Here is an 18020-nt window from a genome sequence, read left to right on the forward strand (position 1 = left end):
GACGTGCACATCGAGCGGGTCCCGCTCACGGCTGACTTTCAACTCTCGCCCGAAATCATAACCCAAGTTCTCGCCTCTCAAGCCAAGTTGGTGTTCCTGTGCTCGCCCAACAATCCCACGGGCAATTTGCTGCACGCCGAGGCTATCGAAGAAATCCTGCGCGGTTTCAAGGGGTTGGTTGTGGTGGATGAGGCCTACGCTGATTTTGCCGCTGCTCCCAGCTGGACTACGCGCTTAGCTGAGTTTCCTAATCTGGTGGTGCTGCAAACCTTCTCGAAAGCATGGGGCTTGGCTGGTTTGCGGTTGGGCATGGCCTTCGCCTCGCCGGAAGTAATCAACTACCTCAACAAGATCAAGCCTCCTTATAATATATCGGAAGCTACCCAGCAGCATGCCTTGGCGGCGTTGCAGGATGCCCCGCACTTCGGGCAGATGCGCGAGCAACTCCTAGCCGGCCGTGACTGGCTCACCCAGCAGTTGCCCGCGCTCGATATTGTCGAGGAAGTATTTCCTTCTGATGCCAACTTCTTGTTGGTGCGCTTCCGGCCCGATGCCACCGCCGTTTATGACTACCTGCTTGGCAAAGGCATTGTGGTGCGCAACCGGACCACCCAGCCTGGGTGCGCCGGCACGCTCCGCCTGACGGTGGGCACCACTGACGAAAACGAACAGTTGGTACAGGCCCTGCAAAACTTCCCGGCTTCGCGCTAACCCGCCTATGCAGCTCGTTTTGTTCTGCGGAATTCAGGCGACGGGCAAGTCGACTTTCTATATGCAGCGCTTCTTCCACTCGCACGTGCGCATCAGTCTCGACCTGCTGCGTACGCGCAATCGGGAGCGGCGGCTGTTGCAGTTGTGTCTGGAAACCCAGATGCGCTGCGTAATCGACAACACCAACCCGACCCGTGCCGAACGAGCCGCCTACATAGAACCTGCCCGCGCGGCTGGCTTTGAAATTGTCGGCTACTTCTTCCACTCGGTGGCTGCTGAAGCACTAGTGCGTAACCTACAGCGTCCGCCGGAGCGCCAGGTTCCCGAGCGAGGTATCCGGGGCACCCGCAACCGGCTCGAGTTGCCAACCCGCGCTGAGGGCTTCGATCAACTTTACTTTGTGCGGGCCTTAGGCAATCAGAAATTTCAAATCAACAATTGGCAGGATGAAGTTCAATGATGTAGATGCGCGGCTACGGGTATTCGAAACCGCCCACGACCATTGTGCCTTACCGGGCCTCTACTTAGTGGCCCGCTTGGATGGGCGCGGCTTCACTCGCCTGACCAAAGAAGTTCACCCATTTGAGGCACCCTTCGATGAACGGATGCGGGACTACATGGTGGAAACCACGCGTCACTCGTTGGACTGCGGCTTTCGAATGGTGTATGGGTATACCCAAAGCGACGAAATTTCTCTTTTGCTTCATCCCAACGAGGATACCTTCGGGCGTAAGCTGCGCAAATACATTTCGGTGCTGGCAGGCGAAGCCTCCGCTCAATTCTCTTTACAACTCGGGGCAGTAGGCGTTTTCGATTGTCGTATTTCTCAGTTGCCCCGCCAACAAGACGTACTCGATTATTTCCGGTGGCGGCAAGAAGATGCCGGCCGCAATTCGCTGAATGCGCACTGTTATTGGTTGCTGCGCAAGCAAGGCCGTACGGTAGGGGAGGCGACCAGTCAAGTGAAAGGATTGAGCACTCCTGCCAAGCACGATTTACTGTTTGGGGCGGGCATCAACTACAACACGCTTCCCACTTGGCAAAAGCGGGGAGTCGGGTTGTACTGGGAAGACTACAGCAAGCCAGGACTGAATCCAGTTAGCCAGCAGCCCATAGCAACCATTCGGCGGCGGCTGGCTACTAATAGTGAGCTTCCGCTGCAAGAAGCGTACGCGCATTGGGTTGGTACTTTGCTTTCGGCGGTCGAGTAGCTTTCGGCGGTCGAGTAGCCCGTCGGCTTTTACCATATTATATACTATCCGTCGGGGTAACCATTGAACTCGGCGGTATCTTTCACTCCATGAAAAAAGTTCTCTTCATTGACCGGGACGGGACCATCCTGATTGAGCCGCCCACAGATTTTCAAGTAGACTCTCTAAGCAGAGAGAAGTTTCAGTTTGTACCAGGAGCCATCACCGGTCTGGCGCGCATTGCCCGTGAACTAGACTACGAGTTGGTATTGGTGAGCAACCAGGATGGCCTTGGCACCACCAACTTTCCCGAAGAAACCTTCTGGCCGGCTCACAACATGATGCTCGATATCCTGCGCTCAGAAGGAGTGGAGTTTGCGCGGGAGCACATCGACCGAAGCTTTCCCCACGAAAACTTGTCTACCCGCAAACCCGGTGTCGGCATGTTACAATATTACTTGGAAGAAGGGAATGGCTATGATCTTTCGAATTCTTTCGTTTTGGGTGACCGTCTGACGGATGTCGAGCTAGCGCAGAACCTAGGATGTCAGGCCATCTTGCTAAAGCCCGAAGCCGAGAGCGATGAGCGAGCCGCCCTTACTACTATGAGTTGGGAAAGTATATACCAATTCCTTCGTTTGCCTGCTCGCACTGCCGTAGTACAAAGAAATACCAACGAGACAAAGATTTTAATTGAGTTAAACCTCGATGGCAACGGCCGGCCACAGATGCATACCGGTTTGGGCTTCTTCGATCACATGCTTGATCAGCTAAGCAAACACTCTGGCGTCGACATGAAGATTCAGGTGGAAGGCGACTTGCACATCGACGAACACCATACAATAGAAGACACCGCTATTGCTTTGGGCGAAGCCTTCACCCAGGCACTTGGCGACAAGCGGGGACTGGCGCGTTATGGATTTCTGCTCCCCATGGACGACGTGCTGGCTCAAGCCGCCGTCGACTTTTCGGGCCGTCCGTGGCTGGTGTGGGAAGCCGAGTTCAAGCGGGAGAAGATAGGGGACATGCCGACCGAAATGTTCTACCATTTCTTTAAGAGCTTCTCCGACGCGGCTCGTTGCAACCTCAACATTAAAGCGGAAGGCGCCAACGAACATCATAAGATAGAAGCCATTTTTAAGGCAGTAGCCAAAGCTATAAAGATGGCCCTGGTGCGTGATGCTGGTAAGATGGAAATCCCAAGCACGAAGGGTATTCTCTAGGCTTATCCATATGTATAAACAAATGGATAAGCTTGGAAAGTCTCTCATCATCAGTACTATTCAGGTGAAATTATCGAAGAGTGCTCCCTGCAATCATGTTTATCCATATGTATAAACAAATGAGTAAACAACGTTCAGCGCCATAAGTAAGCCATGGAAATAGCAGTAATAGATTACAAAGGGGGAAACGTCCAGTCCGTGCTGTTTGCGCTCGACCGGCTCGGTGTAGAAGCCACTTTGACAGCCAACCACGACGCCATTCGCCGGGCCGATAAGATCCTGTTTCCGGGGGAAGGCGAGGCCGCTTCAGCCATGGAGGAACTGCGGGCCCAAGGGCTCGATCAGTTGCTGCCAACTCTTACCCAGCCTTTCCTCGGCATCTGCTTGGGCATGCAGCTACTAGGGCAGCACAGTGAGGAAAACAACGCCGACCTACTTGGTATCCTGCCTTTCGACGTCGTGCGCTTTCCGGCCAGCATCGATTACAAAGTGCCCCACATGGGATGGAACACTTTGCAGGAGCTACGGTCGCCGCTATTTGCGGGCTTGCGCGAAGAAGATTATGTGTACTTCGTGCATAGCTATTACGCCCCCGTAGGAGACTACACCATTGCGCAGGCCGCTTACCCCACGCCTTTCAGTGCCGCCGTCCAGCACAAGAACTTCTATGCGGTCCAGTTTCACACCGAGAAGAGCGGCCCGGTGGGTACCCGCATCCTGGAAAACTTTTTAACCATGTAATACAGTGTTGGGGCTTCTGTGGTGCCGCTTGGTACCTAGCAGCAGAAGCCTGTAGTGACTACTGCTTCCACACAAAGACAATGCACAACTAACCTAATGGAGATAATTCCAGCCATAGATCTTATCAACGGGCAGTGCGTGCGCCTCACGGAAGGCGACTTCGCGCAGCAGACAACCTATGATTCCGACCCGGTAGCTGTAGCCCAACGCTTCGAGCAGCAGGGAGTGAAACGGCTGCACCTAGTGGACCTGGACGGGGCCCGCGCCAAGCGTCCAGTGAATCTGCCCGTACTGGAGCGGATAGCCGCCACTACCTCGCTCGTGATTGACTATGGGGGAGGGCTGCAGAGTGAGGAAGCCGTGCGACAGGCCTTCGACGCTGGCGCCGTACAAGTCACAGCAGGCAGCATTGCCGTGCGGGAACTAGCGTTGGTAGGAGGGTGGCTTCAGTCCTTTGGGGCCGAAAAGATTATTGTGGGGGCTGATTTCCGCGACAATCACATTTCCATTAATGCGTGGGCCGAACAAAGTGAGCGGACGCTACAGGAGTTTCTTCAGCAATACCTAGCAGCGGGAGCTACCACCTTTATTTGTACGGATGTAAGCAAGGACGGCAAGCTGCAAGGCCCCGCGCTGGCCACCTACCGTGCCTTACGCCAAGCTCTACCCGAAGCCCAACTCATAGCCAGCGGCGGCGTCACGACCATTGCTGACGTTGCGGCCCTAGCGGATATCGGGATGCATGGCGCTATTATCGGCAAGGCCATCTACGAAGGCACAATCACGCTACTCGAGCTACAGCCCTGGCTTTAGCATCACAGACTCGTTTTCTAGTGCTTCCTCTTTCTTGAAAGCCCAAGCAATCAAAGACGAATCTTCAAACAACGAAAACTGAATCTAATGCTGACTAAACGTATTATTCCCTGCCTCGACGTGAAAGATGGCCGCACCGTGAAAGGGGTGCGCTTCGAAGGGCTGCGCGACGCGGGTGACCCGGTGGCGCTGGCCTCGCGTTATGCTCGGGAGGGCGCCGATGAGCTGGTGTTTCTTGATATTACGGCGACCAACCAGAAGCGGGCCACCTTGGTGGCGTTGGTGCGGGATGTGGCGCAGGAACTGGATATTCCTTTCACGGTGGGGGGAGGTATCGGGACGGTGCAGGATGTGGAAGCCTTGCTACTGAATGGGGCGGATAAGGTTAGCATCAATTCGGCTGCGCTGGCGCGGCCGGAGCTACTTGACGAGCTGGCGCGGCGGTTCGGTTCTCAGTGCATTGTAGTAGCCGCCGATGCCCGTTTCCACGAGCCCGATGGTTGGCAGATCTACACCCGCGCCGGCACCCACAACACCGGCCTCGATGCCGTGCAGTGGTGCCGAGAGGCTGCCGACCGGGGTGCTGGCGAAATTCTGCTTACCAGCATGAGCAACGACGGCACCAAGGACGGGTTTGCGCTTGACCTGACCGGGGCCGTCAGTCGGGCCGTTTCCGTGCCGGTGGTAGCTTCGGGTGGGGCGGGGTCCAAGCAGGACTTCACGCACGTCTTCCAGCAAGCCCACGCCGACGCCGGGTTGGCGGCTAGTATCTTTCACTTCGGCGAAATCAGCATCCGCGAGTTGAAGGAACATCTCCGTCAGGACGGTATCCCGGTCCGCCTTTAAATTCATATTCTAGTTGCTAGACACTGTTCGTTTTCAAACTCAACAGTAACCTAGCAACCAGAGAGATGAAGAACAAATCAACGAAAAACGAACTATGGATTTCGCCAAAATGCCCGACGGCCTCGTGCCGGTTATCGTTCAAGATGCGCAGACCGGACAAGTATTGATGCTCGGCTATCAAAACGAAGAAGCCTTAACCAAAACGCAACTAGAAGGGCGGGTCACGTTCTTTTCCCGCTCCAAGCAGCGGCTCTGGACCAAAGCCGAAACCAGGGGCAACTTTCTCCCGGTTGTCAGGCTTCCCACCGATTGTGACCAGGACGCTCTGCTGATCTTGGCCACCCCCGATGGTCCCACCTGCCACCGGGGTACCACCAGTTGCTTCGAGCAGCCCGAGCAGCTGGCGTATCCCGCGCCGGCCGTGAGCTTCGTGGCGGAACTTGAGCGTTTGGTGCAGCATCGTCACCGGTTCCCCGATGAGGACCCGAACTCCTATACCGCTTCTCTTTTTCGCAAAGGCATTCCCAAAATCGCCCAGAAAGTAGGAGAGGAGGCCGTCGAAACCGTTATTGACGCGGTAGCTGGCAACCGCGACGGTTTACCAGGAGAAGCTGCCGATTTGCTTTACCATTTGTTGGTATTGCTCACAGCCTCCGGCCTCTCGCTGGAAAACGTTGTGGATGTATTGCGGCAGCGGCACAGCACCATTTCGCAGGGAGTGCGCCGGGAGGAATAAGCAAGCCATTGTTAAGTTGAAAACAAAAAGGCCCGCTAACCGGCGGGCCTTTTTGTTTTATGTACCTACATTTATTTGTTAGCTCAACTGTTTGCGAATCTTTTCTATGAGGATGCGCACGATTTCCAAGTCGTCGGTATCCTGGATATGGAGTTGGGTATCGAGGCCCGGGCCGCTGATATGGATCATGAAGCTTGGAGACCCCGACGAGTTAACCAAAGATACTGGCGGTGTCGCAGATACATTGGTTGCCGGTTTTGGGGCAGGTGAAGGTAGAGACGCCTTAGGGGGCGACGGCGGAGGGGTATTAGGTGCTGATTTATTATATACCTCTGACGCAGGCTCAGGCTCAGGTGATTTATTAGCTGCTGGCGTTTGAGTTGACTGGTGTAGTCCAAACAGCGCAGATATGGGTCTGAGTCGTCGCTCTCGGGGGCGGCATTAGCTCTACTTATTGGAGGCGCCGGTACAAAAGGCCTGATGGAAGATTTACCAGGGCTTCCGTTGCTTTCAAATTCAGAGTCTAAATCATCTGATGCAGGTTGTGCTACATTCGTGGAGTTAGTAGAAGCAGACTCCGACTCTGGGGTTGCTCTAGTTTTATCTGAACTCTTAAACAAGTTCAGGGGCATTTCTCCACTGGCTAGTTCACGCCGTGGCCCCTGTTGGGCTGCTAACTGATCTATATCGGCAATAACGTTTCGTTCATCGATAATGCCGGTCATGCGCGCTCCTTCCACAAAGGCTTTAGCTACGTTCTGAGCATTTATCTCTTCCACACCAAATTCGCGGATGAGCATGATGTCGAACATATGTACCGGAAGTTCCCGATTGCGAAACTTACGGCATATCTGAGTGAAGAGCGGTGGGTGCAGGAATGCCTCGCGATGATATAGCGTTTCTTCTTGCTTGTCATACGCATGCTTTATCCGGCGAAACAGGTTGGTTGTGGTAAGCAACTCTCGTTTGCTTGTCAGTAACCCGAACTTAACTGCTGAGCCAAGTATAGCCTTAAAGGAGCCACTGACCTTACGATTGAGTTTGCGGGCACAAGTTTCCAAAGAGCACTTACCTCCAGTATCATCAACTACCTCGGATACCTCCCATGCGCTTTGATAGCTGGTACGGGGGTAGTCTATGGTCTTAGGCATAAAAAGATAAGGATTAAGTGAGAGGCAAGTATAAGAATAAAAAGTATGTAAAAGTAGCTTAAAGTATAAAATAGCTCATAAAAGTTGTACTTTCTAATACTTTTTGTGCTTTTATGTACTTTATAAGATATATTTTTTTCTTATCTAACATACACTATGCACCACTATGATATATAATACTGCTAAACCAAATACAATATTTTTTATACCAAACTAATAACCGGGGCCGGGGGCTAGGGGAGGCTAATTGAAAGGTGACATAAGGCTCTTGAATTGGCCCTCGTACGATTTACTGTCACTTATTGATAAATTGTTTGTCTTTACTTCATGTAGGCTTATAACGTCGAAAACGTGTATAAACAGGCTTGACAATAGGATAGGAGATATTTAAACATTTTGTATTTCAATATGCCCCTCAACTAGGTCTAAAATTTCAGCCTCATCATATCACCGTAATCCATAACAGCTGCGGCACTACGCCATCGACGAGCAGAATGCTTACGCTAAACAGTGCACTCTTTTAAACCTCATAATCTATTTGTTCTATGTAGCGGTTGCTAACGCGTCATCATATTTATTAGACTATTCATCACATGGTATTGCATTCCAACTGCACTTGAAAGTTCACAGGCATGGACTTTAATAATTCGCATTACATCAGCCACAACAGATGAAATGCTTCAGTAGGCTAGGTAAATTAGGCTTCAAACAAAAAGACTTTCGTTTAGCCCGAAACGTAGCTGCTCTAATCATCACCAGAATTCAATGAGCAACATTTAAACTCAGTATCTCAGCTGGACTCGGATATCCATAGCTTAGAATTTAACGCGAACCTTCATCTATTTGTCATGCCACTAGCTAGTCTCATAGAACAAGACAACGACTTGAGGAACGATAAACGACATGTAGCTAAGCGACCTAAGAACCAGATCATTTGTCTTATAATTTATATTATGTTAAGTAGACTTTTCAAAAACTAGCCCGTGGCCTTTTAATGACCACGGGCTAGTTTAACATCTATCCCCTTCTTAAGGAATTGGCTACTTCTTCAACCCATCAAGCTTAGCGTTCATTTTCTCGGCATCAGCTGAGCGACCGAGCTTGGCATATACTTTACCCAGCGACGTAATAGTAGCACGGTCATCAGGCTGGATGGCCAGAGCTTTCTCGAAATATGGCACGGAATCCGTGAAATACTTTTTGCCGTCGGTTTCAAACTTCTTACCGCTCTTTTGGTAAGTAGCCAAGTCCATTTTACTGGCTTTAGTATATAAGTCAGCGGCTTTGTTGTAGTTATAAACGCCAAGGTTGAAATTGGCGTCGAAGTTGTTGGGATCAACCTCTACGGCTTTCCGATAAGCGGCCAGCGCTTTCTCGGGTTGCTTGTCCTGGTCGTAAATCGAGCCAAGCACCGCATATAAGTTGGAGTTCTTTGGGTCGGCCGCAATGGCGCTTTCGATTTTGCTGATAGCTTCCTTACCACGGCCAGCACTTAGGTACATATTCAACTCCTCCAGCATAAAGCTTTTGTTGTTGGGATATGCTTTCAGGGCTTGCTCGACCACCTTCATGGCTTCCTGCTCGTTTTTCTCTTGACGGGCAATTTGTAGCATCCGCCCATACATTTGCGGCGACTTGTAGTTCATGCCCTGCAACTGAGCATACGTCTGCTTCGCACTAGCGAAGTCTTCCTTAGCTTCGGCGGCATACGCGGCATACAAATACGCCGTCGTGTCCTGTGGACGAATCTGCTGCGCCATTTTGTAGGAAGCCAGCGCCTCATCATACTTCTTTCCGTTGTAGTTCTCTACACCAGCATTGAGGGCTAACCCGTACAGGTTATCGAGCTTGGCAGTGGCTTGCTTGCCGAACTCCCCATCTTTGCCATCGAGTTCAATGGCTTTCTTGTACGACTCGTATGCCACCTTGGTGCCTTCCCCAGGCTGTAATGACTTACCATAGATGGGGTTGGTGGCCATGGCATCGTAGATTTCGCCGCGCGTAAACCAAGTTTTGGCCTTGGTCGAGGTTTTCTCGTTTACAATGGCTTTGTCGATGTCGGTGCGGGCTTTGTCAAGTAAGCCTTGCTTCTGATTTAGAATGGCATTGGTGACCGCCGAATTCTGGGCCGAAGCGGAAGTGAGAGCTGCCGCAGCAACAAGCGTCAGAATAATCTTCTTCATGGGGTTTTTTCGTGAAGAATGTGGATGTGGAAAGGAATTGTTGAACAAACCGTAAGAACCGGCGCGAAGTTCAGCTTGCCGGTTCTGTAGCTTTTAGGAGTGGCAGAAGAAACACCGACGCTTCACTTTCAAGTCGGCCTTCCTCCTGCCACCACGCTAGAAAAACAACGCTTAGTTATCGCTAAGCGTGTCTGGATCAGTAAGAGCTTCTAATTCATCCGGGTCTGGCACAACCTCCGCGGAGGTGGCCGCATCCCCGTTTTCACCATTGGCAAGGGTCGTGCCATCAACGACTAACTCGCCGTCTAGCTCCTTTTCGTCTTCGGCTGCAACTTTGGCCACCGACGAAATAGCGTCCCCATTGCTTAAACGTATCAGCCGTACCCCTTGGGTAGCCCGGCCGATAGAACGCAGTTCCTTGGCCACGCTCATCCGAATCGTGATACCCGACTTGTTGATGATCATCAAATCATCGGAATCCGAAACGGCTTTGATGGTTACTAAGGCCCCGGTTTTCTCGGTGATCTTCATCGCCCGCACACCTTTGCCGCCGCGGTTGGTGATGCGGTATTCCTCGAGCGGGCTGCGTTTCCCGTAGCCATTCTCGGAAACAACCAGCAACTCTTCCTGGCTGTCGTTGGCAATACACACCATGCCTACCACCCGGTCCTGCTCATCGGAGAGCGTGATGCCGCGTACCCCGGCGGCCGTACGACCCATGGAGCGCACTTTCTCTTCGGAAAATCGCACCGCCCGACCCGAGCGCAACGCTACCACTATTTCCGACTTACCGCTGGTCAACTGCACGTCGAGCAGCCGGTCGCCTTCGTTGATGGTAATGGCGTTGATACCGGCCGTACGGGGCCGGGAGTACGCCTCAAGCGGCGTTTTCTTCACGGTGCCCTGCTCGGTGCAGAACATCAAATACGTATTCTCCAGATAATCCGGGTCGCGCAAACCGCGCACGTTCAGCACCGAACGGACGTTGTCTTCGCGCGGAATTTCGATTAGGTTCTGAATTGGACGACCTTTGGCAGCCTTGCCGGCTTCGGGTACTTCGTAGACTTTCAGCCAGAACACCCGGCCCAACTCCGTGAAGAACAACAGATATTCGTGGGTGGTGGCCACAAACAGGTGCTCGGTGAAGTCGTCCTGCTTGGAAGCCGCCCCCCGGGCCCCTACTCCTCCCCGACCCTGCGTCCGGTATTCGGCCAAGGCGGTGCGCTTGATGTAGCCGTCGTTGGAGATGGTAATCACCATGCTCTCGTCGGCTATCATGTCTTCCATACTGAAGTCGCCACCGGCGTACTCGATCATGGTCCGCCGCTTATCGCCGTACCGCTCGCGGATGTCCACCATCTCGTCGCGAATAATCTGGCGTTGCAGATCTTCCGAAGCCAGCACCGATTTTAGGTAGTCAACCAGCTTCATTAGCTCGTCGTACTCCTGCACGATTTTGTCGCGCTCCAGGCCGGTGAGGCGCTGCAAACGCATATCCAGGATAGCGCGGGCTTGCACTTCACTTAGCGAGAACCGCTCGATAAGCTGCGCCCGGGCCACTTCACCGTCGCGGGAACCCCGGATCAGGGCAATCACCTCGTCTAAGTGGTCGAGGGCGATAAGTAAGCCTTCCAGGATATGGGCCCGCTTCTGTGCTTCAGCCAGTTCGTAGCGGGTGCGGCGCACCACTACATCGGCGCGATGCTCAACGAAGTAGTGAATGAGTTCCTTGAGGTTGAGCGTCATCGGGCGCCCTTTTACCAGGCACACGTTGTTGACGCCGAACGAGGACTGGAGCTGCGTGTAGCGGTAGAGCTGGTTGAGCACCACGTTGGGCATGGCGTCGCGCTTGAGCACGTACACAATGCGCATCCCGTCCCGGTCCGACTCGTCGCGCAGATCGGCAATGCCTTCAATGCGTTTCTCGTTGATAAGGGCGGCGGTTTTCTCGATCATCGAGGCCTTGTTCACCATGTAGGGAATTTCGGTAACCACGATCTGCTCTTTGCCGCTGTCCAGGGTTTCGACGTGGGCTTTCGCCCGCACAACTACCCGGCCGCGGCCCGTTTCGAAAGCTTGCTTTACGCCCTCGTAGCCGTAGATGGTACCACCCGTCGGAAAGTCCGGCGCGGTGATGTGCTCCATGAGTTCGGCAATGGTAACGTCGGAGTTGTCGAGGTAGGCCACAATACCGTTCACCACTTCCGTCATGTTATGGGGCGGCATGTTGGTGGCCATGCCCACGGCAATACCCGTCGTGCCGTTCACAAGCAGGTTCGGAAACTTCGAGGGCATGACGCTGGGCTCTTCCAGCGAGTCATCGAAGTTGGGTTGGAAGTCAACTGTTTCCTTGTCGAGGTCGCCCAGCATCTCGTCGGCCAGCCGTTTAAGGCGAGCTTCGGTGTAACGCATGGCGGCTGGTGAGTCGCCGTCAACCGAGCCGAAGTTACCCTGCCCATCAACGAGCGGATAGCGTAGGCTCCAGTCCTGGGCCATGCGCACCATGGTATCATACACGGACGAGTCACCGTGCGGGTGATACTTACCCAGTACTTCGCCCACAATACGGGCGCTTTTTTTGTAGGATTTGTTGTACGAGACGCCCAGCTCGCTCATGCCGTAAAGCACACGCCGGTGTACGGGTTTGAGGCCGTCGCGCACGTCGGGCAACGCCCGGGAGATGATAACCGACATCGAGTAATCGATGTAGGCGCCGCGCATCTCGTCTTCGATGTTAATCGGAATGATCTTTTCGCCTTCCGCCATAGGGAGAACTTAGTCGGCCGGCCGCTGCTTTTAATGGCAGTTCCGGCCCCGTGAATGATGGTTGCGTTTAGGCAGCAAGATACGTAAAAAACCCCGTTTTTCCTAGCTTCCGCCCCGATTCAGGTGCTCTGTTGTGGGCGTTGCCTTCAGCGTATCGACTTGCTTTTATCGGCTTTATGCTTGCCCGATTTGGGGTTATAGGTTTTGATTTTCTCGCCGATAGCCGGGTTTTGTTTCTTGAAGATAGGCTGCCCCCGGTACTTCACGCCATCATGGAAATGCACCTTACGAGTATGGCAGGATACAATTGGGCAGGAGCGGCACGAAGCTACTACAACCAGCAAAAGCAGCGGCCAATACCGCCGCGAGAAGAGTCGGAAAAATTTCATGGGGGTAAAGATATTCAGTTACCAGCAGCCAACTACCCGGTGCTAAGTTCCTACCGGGCCCCCAGGTGAAAAGACTGTTTTAACCATATCAATTCCCGCTTAAGCACCAGACTGTAAACACTCTTCCTTGGGCTGCGTAGTAGGGCTGGCAAAACATGCTAACGCTGACGGTGGTTTTTTGAAGGGCGTCTGTTAACTCTCAAGCGTAGCATCCACTAAATACTTGGTATGATTATAGGGTTGTTCTATAAAAACCAATACGTCGTATAGGTAAAGTGAAACGTGTTTAAGAAGGCCATGGCCATGAAGCAGGATGAAACAGTAGTTGAAGTGGTTAACGGCTGCCTGACTCCAGAGCATATCAGTCAATTGAGTGCCATGGTCGGCAAGAGCACTACTTTGGTTGAGCAGGCATTGGCCCAGTTGATTCCGTGGGTGGTTACCATGCTCACGGAACGGATGACGCGGCCGCATGGGGTAGAGGCCATTTGGGACCTTACGCGGCAGGCGCAGGAGAATCAGGTGCTAACTCAACTCGATAAGCTCGACATTGCCAGCTGGCACGGGCGGGGCGTGATGTTACTGCAAGGCCTGCTCAACGATAGGTACGAATCCACTACGTTCCGCATGTCCATAAAGGCGGGCCTGCCGTTGGCGTCGTTCAATTTAGTGCTTGAAGTGGCCGTGGCCGCCGTGTTGGGGGGCCTTGGCAAACATGCTGCCGAGCATCACTTGGATGCCGCTGGCTTAAGCAACTGGTTGCAACAACAGTCGCCTATCCCCAGCGCCCAGTCCCACCCAACGCCAAGTGAGCGGGTAACGGCCACGGTGAATCCAGCTACTCGCCGCGCTGTTCCGCCGCCCACTTCGCAACCTACCCCCAAGTTTGAAGCCGGCGCCGGTGACTGGGCTAATGTGGGCGGGGGCAGCATCTTTATACCGAAGCAACGGACCCTGCTAGGCTCGTATCTGAACAAGCTGCACCACTGGAAATGGGCCTTGTTGCTCTTTCCAGTGCTTGCAATTGGCTACGGTCTTTTCCAATGGCTTCCTGCTGCCAACGAAACCGCCTTTCCTGAACAAGACACTCCCGTAGCTTATACGGCCAGCAATGCCCCGGCAACTACCTCCGCCATAGCCGAAACGGGTTCCCCTACGCCCTCCCTGAACGCGCAGACACCTCCCGGTCACTACGATGCCGCCACCGATACCTACATCTACCATACGGGCCAGCCCCTGATTATTACGCTGGCCGATGGCAGCACGCAGCGCGTAGGTATGAACTCAACTGAGTACCAGCTGTATCGTTTTTTGGCCGATGCCCACCGCCGAGTGGACTCGTTGAACCCCGCCACGGGCTGGATCAACGTTGACCGGGTGTATTTCAAATCGGGCGCCGCCACGCTTACGCCCGAATCGCAGCAGCAACTAAACAACCTGGCAGCCATTCTAAGAACCTTCCCCCGCGCTCAAATCCTGTTTGGCGGCTACAGCGACAGCATCGGAGATGGCTTAAAGAATTTACGCCTCAGCGATGCGCGGGCGCAGACCGCTATGCGGGCTCTGGCCGAAAAAGGAATCTCGATGGGCCGCTTGCAAGCTATTGGCTACGGCGAAGCCTATGCCGTAGCGTCCAATGCCGCGCCGGTCGGCCGCGCCCTCAACCGCCGCCTCAGTATTAAAGTGGTTTCCAAATCCGGGCCCCTCCTAGCCGAGCCTCAAACACCCCTCCAACCTAAAACAGCTCTTGCTGCCGCCTCCGCTGCGCGGGCCGCCAAGTTGGCCCGCTTGAATGCCCCGCAGCAAGTACGGCAGCGGAAGCCACGTCAGCGCACCAAGGTAGGACGTTGGATCAACAACGTGCGCCAAAAGTTTCGCGCTAAACGCAACCAGCAACAGTAGAAGTTTAGCGTAAGCATAAGAGAAAGCGCTAATCCGCAGATCAGGGCTTTTCTTGTGGCCCAGCCTTCACGTCCTTGCTTTCCCACTCTAGCAGGAACTGCGTCAGAAACTGTTCCATAAAGGCGTGGCGCTTCTCGGCTACCTCACGGGCGGCGGGCGTGTGGAGCCGCTCCCGCAGGTGCAACAGCTTCTCGTAGAAGTGGTTGATAGTAGGTGCCGTGTTTTGCTTGTAACTCTCGAACGACTCGTGCACCATGGGCGGTATGGCCGGATCATGCAAAGGCCGGCCCTTGTGCCCACCGTAGGCAAAGGCCCGCGCTACGCCAATGGCCCCAATGGCATCGAGCCGGTCGGCATCCTGCACCAATTCCCCCTCCACTGAACTCATGGGCGTGGCCACGCCTAAGCCCTTGAAACTGATTTCCCGGATGATAACTTCCACGGCCTGCATAACGGGTTCCTCGGCTTGCTGGCTTTCCAGCCAAGCCCGCGAAGCCCGCGGGCCCGCTTCCTCGTCGCCGTTGTGAAACTTCCAGTCGGCAACGTCGTGCAGCAGAGCGCCAAGTTCGGTGACAAGCGGATTGGCGTGCGGGGTGTCGCGGGCCAGGGCGCGGGCCACCTGCCACACCCGGCGAATGTGTTCCCAATCATGGCCGGAACCTTCGTGCAGAAATTTCTCGCGGACGAAGTCGGCGGTACGCTTTATAAGATCGTGGTCGTTCAAAAGCAGCAAAGAAAAACGCGGCCATCCCACCATGAGACGGTTACACAAAGCAACAACTTTGAGTTGAGAAATTTGCCTCCCTCCTATGGTAGCTTGGTCGTTTTACAACTCGCGCAAGTACTGCGGGGGTACCTGGGCAATAAGCCATACACCATTGCCGGATTGGTAAAATACATGCCCGGCCGCGTGCAAACCGGCTGCATCGATGGCCAGCAGTACTGCGGGGCCGCGCCGGTTGCCCACGCGCCGGGCCGTCTGCTGGTCGGGCGAGAGGTGAACGTGGTGGCGCTGCATCTTCAGCAGGCCGTCGCGGCGGATAGCGGGCAAGGCGGCGGGCACGGTGCCGTGGTAGAGCACAACCGGCGGCGTTGCGGGCACCAAGCCTAGATCAACAGGCACGCTGTGGCCCTGTTGCGCCCGGATACGACCGCCCTCGGCATCGAAGGCAAAACGCTGTTTGTCGCTACCGGTTACCACTTCACCGAGTTCGGCGCGACTGATGAGCTGGCCGTGGCGAGCGGCCGCGGCTAACAAGTCCTCCACTCCTACCCAGCCACCTGCCGCCAGCGTCAACCCCAACGCCTCGGGGCGGTGGCGCAGGTGCAGACTAAGAAACTTACTCAAGCGAGTGGCACGGGCAGGATTCATGGCGCAAACATACTTAGACGGCAAAGAACTTGAAGGCCATGAAAATTCCCCGGAATTAGGCGTGCAGCCTTTGTCGTTACTTTCGTATCTTACCGTCAAATGACGATCTTATAACCTGCAAATGACTGTTCTGCGCAAAACGCCCGTAGCTACCATGGTGGACCTGATGGGGGGTACCGCCGTTATTGCGCTGCCCGTACACAACGAGCTAGACTTGCTGACTGTGGCCGTGCAAGGCCTGCCAATACAGGCCTTACGAGCCCTGCAACGGCATCTTCGCTTCTCCAACAAAGAAATCAGTGCGGTGCTCGATATTTCGGAAAGCACCCTGGCCCGCCGGGAACAGTCGCAACGGCCCCTCACCCGCGACGAAAGTGAAAAGGCCATTAAGCTCTCGGGCGTGCTGCTGAAAGGACTGGAAGTGTTTGAGGACGAGACTGATTTCAACCATTGGCTTTCCACTCCTAACGCGGCCTTGGGCGGTGTCCGTCCCAAAGAACTGCTTAACTCCGCCATCGGGCGCGACCAGGTGCACGACGTGCTAGGACGAATTCAACACGGTATTTATTCCTGAGTTGGGGAGCTGATGCTACTTTATCGACTAGGTAAACAGCCCTACCTTCAGGATGTATCGGGGCAGGGTGGGCTTTACTATGCGGGGCGTTGGCACGAAAAGGGCACCCGGATTCTTTATACCTCCGAGCACCTTTCGCTAGCTAAACTCGAGGTACTGGTAAATGCGGCCACCCTACCGCGCTCCTATTTTGCCCTCACGCTGGAAGTGCCCGACCATACGGCTACCAAAGTGCTGGAAGCTGCCGCTTTGCCTTCGAACTGGATGGATATTCCTTACCCCCAAGAACTGGCGCTGCTTACCCGGGAATGGCTGGCAGAAGGGAAGTACTGGCTGATGAGAGTGCCCTCCGCCCAGGCCCCGAACGAATGGAACTACCTGCTCAACCCCCTCCACCCCGACCACGGCAAACTGCGCATCGTGTCGCTGGAGCCCCACCCATTCGACCCAAGGCTTAAGTGACGAGCCTTACCAAGTGAATCATCGACTTACGCTTCCTACTTCTGTTCATTCAGCGCCCAGTCGTATTCCAGGTAGCCGAGTTGAGCATCTGGCTTGATTTTCTGGGTGGCGTAGCGGTTGACAAGTTCCTGTACGGAAGCGCTGCCATTTTTCTTGAAATCGCCGGGATAGAAGTTGAAGATGGCCGACACCTTCGGCTGGTCGGGCGGCGTGAGCTGGTTTTTCTGGGGGTTGTTGACGAAGCCGTTGGCTTGATCCTCTAGCTGGGCGTTGAGCCGGCTACCCACGTAGGCCTCATTGCGCAGCCGCGGACACGACATGGCGGCGCACACCAGGGCAAAGTGAATGCGGTTGTCATCGAATTTCTTGCGAATGATGCGCTGCTCGATGTCGTTGAGGGTCAACTTGTCGCCGTCGAGGTTGATGAATTTCTGGTCCCAGACCGTATTCACCAGGGTTTTGTCGCCGCCCAGGTCCTTGATGCTCTTCACCGGATACGCCCGAATCACGCGCTGAATAGTGAAGGCATTGTAGGCATTCAGCCAGTACGCCAGCCGCTCGTCCGGCGTCCATTTATCGGCGGGCAGATGCTCGGACAACGTTTTCAGGTAGGCGTTGAGGGTGGTACTGTCCTGCCGAAACCCCTGGTAGTTAACCATTCCCTGCGCATCGACGTGCTTTTTCAGGAGGCCGTCCCAGGTGCTATGATCGGCGGGCGAAGCATTCTTGGAACTTGGGTTGAGGGGCGTAAAGTAGCGCACGTAGGCGCAGCCGCTTTGGCAGGCCGAGGTAGCAGCCAATAAGGATAGCAGAGCTAGGCGAGAAGTCAAACGGGAGAATTGCTTCATAGAAGAAAAAACAGGGTGGGTTACCGGCGCAAAGGTATTACGAAAGAAACAGCCTAAACAGTTTGTTGCGGCCCTGTTTAGATAGTAGACAACGCGCTGGACTCCTACTACCT

18 protein-coding genes are annotated in these 18020 nt (G+C 54.4%); 11 read left to right on the forward strand and 7 right to left on the reverse strand.

From position 1 onward, the window contains the following. From ACFE7X_RS13105 to hisIE, 8 genes are all read left to right on the forward strand, one after another. Positions 1 to 711: pyridoxal phosphate-dependent aminotransferase (locus tag ACFE7X_RS13105; protein WP_375436122.1), on the forward strand; the 711-nt coding region annotated here is incomplete at its 5' end. Positions 712 to 718: 7 nt separating this feature from the next. Beyond that, on the forward strand, positions 719 to 1171 hold the full coding sequence (locus ACFE7X_RS13110; protein WP_375436123.1) for an AAA family ATPase: 453 nt from the start codon (positions 719 to 721) through the stop codon (positions 1169 to 1171). Then, positions 1158 to 1922: a tRNA(His) guanylyltransferase Thg1 family protein gene (locus ACFE7X_RS13115; RefSeq protein ID WP_375436124.1), complete on the forward strand. Its 765-nt coding sequence runs from the start codon at positions 1158 to 1160 to the stop codon at positions 1920 to 1922. The genes ACFE7X_RS13110 and ACFE7X_RS13115 overlap by 14 nt, the downstream gene beginning before the upstream one ends. 89 nt (positions 1923 to 2011) lie before the next feature. Continuing rightward, on the forward strand, positions 2012 to 3124 hold the full coding sequence (gene hisB / locus ACFE7X_RS13120; RefSeq protein WP_375436125.1) for a bifunctional histidinol-phosphatase/imidazoleglycerol-phosphate dehydratase HisB: 1113 nt from the start codon (positions 2012 to 2014) through the stop codon (positions 3122 to 3124). Between the two features lie 153 nt (positions 3125 to 3277). Further along, the gene (hisH, locus tag ACFE7X_RS13125; protein ID WP_375436126.1) at positions 3278 to 3865 is read left to right on the forward strand and encodes an imidazole glycerol phosphate synthase subunit HisH; all 588 of its coding nucleotides are present in this window, start codon (positions 3278 to 3280) and stop codon (positions 3863 to 3865) included. 96 nt (positions 3866 to 3961) lie between these two features. Beyond that, positions 3962 to 4678 carry a 1-(5-phosphoribosyl)-5-[(5-phosphoribosylamino)methylideneamino]imidazole-4-carboxamide isomerase gene (gene hisA, locus ACFE7X_RS13130; RefSeq protein ID WP_375436127.1) on the forward strand — a complete coding sequence of 239 codons (717 nt, stop codon included), beginning with the start codon at positions 3962 to 3964 and terminating at the stop codon, positions 4676 to 4678. 87 nt (positions 4679 to 4765) lie between these two features. Beyond that, positions 4766 to 5524: an imidazole glycerol phosphate synthase subunit HisF gene (hisF, locus tag ACFE7X_RS13135; protein WP_375436128.1), complete on the forward strand. Its 759-nt coding sequence runs from the start codon at positions 4766 to 4768 to the stop codon at positions 5522 to 5524. 94 nt (positions 5525 to 5618) lie between these two features. After that, positions 5619 to 6260, forward strand: a complete 642-nt coding sequence (hisIE, locus tag ACFE7X_RS13140) for a bifunctional phosphoribosyl-AMP cyclohydrolase/phosphoribosyl-ATP diphosphatase HisIE (protein ID WP_375436129.1) — start codon at positions 5619 to 5621, stop codon at positions 6258 to 6260. A gap of 185 nt (positions 6261 to 6445) precedes the next feature. Here the strand turns inward: hisIE and ACFE7X_RS13145 are convergent, their stop codons facing one another. From ACFE7X_RS13145 to ACFE7X_RS13160, 4 genes are all read right to left on the reverse strand, one after another. Then, positions 6446 to 7411: a hypothetical protein gene (locus tag ACFE7X_RS13145; protein WP_375436130.1), complete on the reverse strand. Its 966-nt coding sequence runs from the start codon at positions 7409 to 7411 to the stop codon at positions 6446 to 6448. 1040 nt (positions 7412 to 8451) lie between these two features. After that, the gene (locus tag ACFE7X_RS13150) at positions 8452 to 9594 is read right to left on the reverse strand and encodes a tetratricopeptide repeat protein (protein WP_375436131.1); all 1143 of its coding nucleotides are present in this window, start codon (positions 9592 to 9594) and stop codon (positions 8452 to 8454) included. Positions 9595 to 9765: 171 nt separating this feature from the next. Further along, positions 9766 to 12360: a DNA gyrase subunit A gene (gyrA, locus tag ACFE7X_RS13155; RefSeq protein ID WP_375436132.1), complete on the reverse strand. Its 2595-nt coding sequence runs from the start codon at positions 12358 to 12360 to the stop codon at positions 9766 to 9768. 146 nt (positions 12361 to 12506) lie between these two features. Next, positions 12507 to 12749 (reverse strand): hypothetical protein, encoded by a 243-nt coding sequence (locus ACFE7X_RS13160; RefSeq protein ID WP_375436133.1) that lies wholly within the window; start codon positions 12747 to 12749, stop codon positions 12507 to 12509. A gap of 303 nt (positions 12750 to 13052) precedes the next feature. On the opposite strand from ACFE7X_RS13160, the gene ACFE7X_RS13165 reads away from it, so the two are divergent. Further along, complete coding sequence (locus ACFE7X_RS13165; RefSeq protein ID WP_375436134.1) at positions 13053 to 14651, forward strand: OmpA family protein; 1599 nt, start codon at positions 13053 to 13055, stop codon at positions 14649 to 14651. 40 nt (positions 14652 to 14691) lie between these two features. Here ACFE7X_RS13165 and ACFE7X_RS13170 read toward each other — a convergent pair whose 3' ends face one another. After that, entirely contained in the window at positions 14692 to 15375 is a 684-nt protein-coding gene (locus ACFE7X_RS13170; RefSeq protein ID WP_375436135.1) for an HD domain-containing protein, read from the reverse strand. A gap of 102 nt (positions 15376 to 15477) precedes the next feature. Beyond that, a complete protein-coding gene (locus tag ACFE7X_RS13175; protein ID WP_375436136.1) occupies positions 15478 to 16023 on the reverse strand; it encodes an RNA 2'-phosphotransferase in 546 nt (181 codons plus the stop codon). A gap of 121 nt (positions 16024 to 16144) precedes the next feature. On the opposite strand from ACFE7X_RS13175, the gene ACFE7X_RS13180 reads away from it, so the two are divergent. Together ACFE7X_RS13180 and ACFE7X_RS13185 are read left to right on the forward strand one after the other, a co-directional pair. Then, on the forward strand, positions 16145 to 16597 hold the full coding sequence (locus ACFE7X_RS13180) for an antitoxin Xre/MbcA/ParS toxin-binding domain-containing protein (protein WP_375436137.1): 453 nt from the start codon (positions 16145 to 16147) through the stop codon (positions 16595 to 16597). 12 nt (positions 16598 to 16609) lie between these two features. After that, a complete protein-coding gene (locus ACFE7X_RS13185) occupies positions 16610 to 17059 on the forward strand; it encodes an RES family NAD+ phosphorylase (protein ID WP_375436138.1) in 450 nt (149 codons plus the stop codon). A 35-nt stretch (positions 17060 to 17094) separates the two neighbouring features. On the opposite strand, the gene ACFE7X_RS13190 is transcribed toward ACFE7X_RS13185, so the two are convergent. Further along, complete coding sequence (locus ACFE7X_RS13190) at positions 17095 to 17907, reverse strand: DUF547 domain-containing protein (protein ID WP_375436139.1); 813 nt, start codon at positions 17905 to 17907, stop codon at positions 17095 to 17097. Between the last annotated feature and the right edge of the window lie 113 nt (positions 17908 to 18020).

The sequence above is a fragment of the uncultured Hymenobacter sp. genome, from assembly GCF_964242765.1.
Taxonomy (GTDB): Bacteria; Bacteroidota; Bacteroidia; order Cytophagales; family Hymenobacteraceae; genus Hymenobacter.